Source organism: Candidatus Clostridium eludens (genome assembly GCF_045310515.1).
Taxonomy (GTDB): Bacteria; Bacillota; Clostridia; order Clostridiales; family Clostridiaceae; genus Clostridium_B; species Clostridium_B eludens.
Genome location: NZ_JBJHZX010000125.1, coordinates 1 through 1180 on the forward strand (window position 1 = coordinate 1; position 1180 = coordinate 1180).

Annotated in this window: 2 protein-coding genes; both read left to right on the plus strand. The window is 29.3% G+C overall.

The features are described from left to right. The first annotated feature begins 214 nt into the window (after positions 1 to 214). Positions 215 to 706, plus strand: coding sequence for a hypothetical protein (locus tag ACJDU8_RS25465; RefSeq protein WP_406794988.1), 492 nt, complete (start codon positions 215 to 217; stop codon positions 704 to 706). Positions 707 to 835: 129 nt separating this feature from the next. Next, positions 836 to 1066, plus strand: coding sequence for a hypothetical protein (locus ACJDU8_RS25470; protein WP_406794989.1), 231 nt, complete (start codon positions 836 to 838; stop codon positions 1064 to 1066). Positions 1067 to 1180 lie beyond the last annotated feature (114 nt).

A 1180-nucleotide genomic window follows, 5' to 3' on the forward strand; every position in this document is an offset into this window, starting at 1 on the left:
CCCAGCAGGTCCTACTCTTTTCCTAATGATTCATAATAATCAACTCACTATACTTATGTTCTTTACCCTGTACCTTCCCACTAAATTATGATTTTATAAGGGAGCTACGCAAGGATTTCAACATAGTCTATATGCAGCATTATCTTAGTAACTAAAATTATTAAGCTTACATAAATTATAGTAAATATTAGTTCAAATAATAGAGAGGAATATTATGAAAAGATTTTTAAGTTTTCATGGCATTGTTACCGCGATTAATGATTTTTTAATAGATGAAACTGATGAAAAAGAAGGATGTTATAAGTTAATGTCTACACAAGATTCACACGGGAGTGTAGTGAATTTTGTAATATCTCCATCTACTTATTTTGTAGATCACGATATTATACGAATAGGAGATATAATAACTGGATTCTATGATGCAAATGCACCTGTGCCATTAATTTTTCCGCCACAATTTAGAGCAATTGTAGTAGCTAAAAGTATTCCATACAGAAATATAGAAGTAGATTATTTTAATAACCAATTGATTAATTCTGACAACACATTAAAATTAAATATCTCGCCCTATACTCAAACATTACTTGAAAACGGACAACCATTTACTAAAAATCCTAGAAGGCGTAATTTAATCGTTACTTATGGCCCTACTACAAGAAGTATACCAGCTCAAACTACTCCTTATAAAATTATTGTAATGTGTTAAGCTTTTATTTATATTAAATATATTTGAGAATAAAAAATAAAGCCTAGCAAGAAAAATTCAAATACAAACATTCCAAATAACAGTTTTCTGAATAGTATACTATTGTGAGAAAATTTTGCTGGAGGTTTTATGTATAAATACATGTATCCACCATTAGAAATACCACCAATGCGTTGCTATTATATGATGGTTAATAGAAATATATATCCGTCTGTAATGTGCATGAAACTCAAATGTTTATTTAAGGAAAAAGAAGAATTTGAAAAGAACAAAGTTCATAAGGGAAGCACAATACCACATGCTGAGAAGAAATCATACATGAAACAGGAAATGCCGGATATGATGGATATGTCAAAATAAGAGCCCTGGTTAATTCCAGGGCTTTTGATATAAAAGTTTATTACTATGCATCCTACACTTTAATTGTTTACTTTCTATTTATTGTACTCAATTTATAAATTTTGGTCATACTAT